The organism is Micromonospora sp. NPDC005197, from assembly GCF_040608295.1.
Classification (GTDB): domain Bacteria; phylum Actinomycetota; class Actinomycetes; order Mycobacteriales; family Micromonosporaceae; genus Micromonospora.
On sequence record NZ_JBEXHY010000255.1, the window covers coordinates 1 to 2474 of the forward strand.

Here is a 2474-nt window from a genome sequence, read left to right on the forward strand (position 1 = left end):
GGCGCCGCTGGGGCGGTCGCCGGCGGCCTGGAAGGCGGACACGACCGCCGCGCCGCGGTGGGTGGCCGCGAACACCGCCTCCAGGGTGGGCACGTCGTCCCGGCAGATCTCGTTGAGGGTGACCAGGGCTGGTCGTTCGGCCCTGATCACCTCGGCGGCCCTGCTCAACGCCCGCCCGGTCCAGCAGCCGGCGCGACCGCTGTTGCAGAGGTTCATCTGCAGCACCCGGACCCGGACCGTCGTGGGCGCGGGAGCCCCGGCCACCGGCGATTGGGCCGGCACCCCGGCGACGGCGATGAGGCAGCCGGCGGCGAGCGCTCGGCGGATCGCGCGATACGGGCCGGCGCCACGGCGGCCGAGGAGCGCGCCTCGGATTCGGGTGGTGTCGCCGGGCGGATCTGTCGACATGCGGGCTCCGGCAGGGCAGGCGACAGTCTTCGCCGAGGTGCCCGTGATCCTACTGCCGGCCGTCGCGCGGCAGGGCCGAGGCGTTGTTCAGCTTCGAGAGCCTGGCGGCGTACGAGCGGTACCGCGCACGGTTCGGCGACGACCCGGAGTTCGTCGCGGCCGACGCGATCCGCGACGAGTCCGGTTGTGTGGTGCGCTACGAGCGGACGTTCATGCGCCCGCTCCTGCCGGATGACGACCTGGCCGTGCCGCGCTGACACGGGCCGTGCGGTGAGGGTGGACCCCGCACGACCCGTGCCGGTTCAGCGGTGCGGCCTGGGCGCGATGCGCGGCAGGACGTACGGCGGGCCGGCGAAGATCAGGTCTGACTTCAGCTCCTGGTACGCCCGCTTGGGCTGGTAGTTCTCGTCGTAGATGGTGGCCAGACCCTCAGGCGGGTCGTTGAACCAGTCCGGCACCCACGAGTACTTGTCACTGAAACCCCAGACGGTGTACGACAGGCAGGTGCGCACCGCGAGGCACGCCTTCATCAGCACGCTGAAGTTGGCCGCCGACGCCTGCAACCGGGGGTTGATCTCGGCGGAGTTGCCGGCCCGGACCGCCTCGGTCATCTCGCTGCGGACGTCGACCTCGGTGAACGCGGTGGCCAGGCCGAGCGCGGCGAACCGCTTCAGGGCGGCGGTCACCTGCAGGGTGTCGAAGTTGCCGTACTGGGTGCCCAGGTGGCCCTGCGAGCCGACGCCGTCGATCGGGACGCCCCGCGCGCGCAGCCCCTTGGCCATGTCGTAGACGAACTGCGTCTTGTCGTCGGCCGGGTTGCCCGAGCCGAACGCCTCGATGTTGTAGTCGTTGTAGAACAGCAGCGCCGTGGGATCGGCGGCGCGGGCCCAGCGGAACGCGTCGGCGATGTAGTCGGGGCCGAGGTTCTGCGCCCAGAAGCCCTTGTAGTGCAACGTCGACGGGGTGTCCCAGGGGTCGCTGACCGCCTCGTTGACCACGTCCCACTGCCAGATCTTGCCCTTGTAGTGGTTGACGACCGTGGTGATGTGCTTGCGCAGCAGCTCACGCAGCTCCTGCTTGGAGATGCTGCCGTCGGCGACGCCGCTGGTCAGCCAGGCGGGCAGTTGGTTGTGCCAGACCAGCACGTGGCCGCGCACGGCCTGCCTGTTGCGCTTGGCGAACTCGACGAGCTGGTCGGCGGCCGTCCAGTCGTAGGTGCCCCGGGTGGGCTCCAGGCTCTCCCACTTCATCGCGTTCTCGGCCGTGACCGAGGAGAACTCCGAGGCGGCCAGCCGGCGGTACTGCGGGTCGTTGGCGTCGTTGAGGGCTGTCGCGTTCACCGCGGTGCCGATCTTCAGGCCGTGACGCTGGCCGAGGGTCGCGAGGCTCTGCGTGGTCGGGTCGTACGGCCGGCTCGCGGTGGCCGGCATCGCGTTCAACGCCGCAGCGGTCGCGACGGCGACGAGGCCGGCGCTGATCCACCGTCTTGGCTTCATCTGCCTTCCTTTCGAGCATGATCGACAAACGTCGATCTTTGAAGGGAGGGTGCGGCCCGGGGATGAGTGGGCGGGGTGCGGTCTCGGGTTCGGTGGCGCTCTCCGAAGCACCGGAAACTCGTTCGAAACATTATGGCCGTCGATGGGGCTCGTCAACTCTGAAAACTTCCGGAAAAAACTCGGGTGAGCTGCGCGACTGTGGAGAGTCATCGGATGAAAGTTTCGACGGGTGCGCGGTGTGGCCGGCCTGCCAACGGCAGTGGGGACGGCACCGACCGGGATGGGTCGGCGCCGTCCCCACCATGCGGGGTCGGCAGCTGATCAGCCGCGCAGACGCGCCTCGATGGCCTCGATGACGCGCGGACGCAGCTCGGCGGCGCGGATGACGGCGTCCACCGAGCCCACCTCGACGGCGCGTTGGATGTTGTGCACCCGGTCGAACTCCGTGGCCACCTCGCCGAGCTTCTCCGCCCGCACCGACGAGCGCAGCTCGTCGAGCTCGGCGGCCAGCGCGGCGCGCTCGGTGCCGGCCGCGGCGGCGACGCGGGCCTCCAGGTCTCGCACCCGCTC

At 70.5% G+C, this 2474-nt stretch carries 3 protein-coding genes and 1 pseudogene; 1 reads left to right on the top strand and 3 read right to left on the bottom strand.

From position 1 onward, the window contains the following. Positions 1-408: pseudogene (locus ABZU46_RS31600) on the bottom strand (endonuclease/exonuclease/phosphatase family protein); the annotation flags it as partial. An 83-nt stretch (positions 409-491) separates the two neighbouring features. On the opposite strand from ABZU46_RS31600, the gene ABZU46_RS31605 reads away from it, so the two are divergent. After that, a complete protein-coding gene (locus tag ABZU46_RS31605) occupies positions 492-665 on the top strand; it encodes an NIPSNAP family protein (protein ID WP_354863353.1) in 174 nt (57 codons plus the stop codon). Between the two features lie 45 nt (positions 666-710). Here ABZU46_RS31605 and ABZU46_RS31610 read toward each other — a convergent pair whose 3' ends face one another. Both ABZU46_RS31610 and ABZU46_RS31615 read right to left on the bottom strand, forming a co-directional pair. After that, complete coding sequence (locus tag ABZU46_RS31610; RefSeq protein ID WP_354863354.1) at positions 711-1904, bottom strand: endo-1,4-beta-xylanase; 1194 nt, start codon at positions 1902-1904, stop codon at positions 711-713. Between the two features lie 321 nt (positions 1905-2225). Further along, positions 2226-2474 (bottom strand): hypothetical protein (locus ABZU46_RS31615; RefSeq protein ID WP_354863355.1); only part of this gene is annotated, 249 nt, incomplete at its 5' end.

Bases quoted from the DNA above. Each gene is read 5' to 3' on its own strand.
- ABZU46_RS31610 (WP_354863354.1), bottom strand. From the start codon at position 1,904: ATGAAGCCAAGACGGTGGATCAGCGCCGGCCTCGTCGCCGTCGCGACC.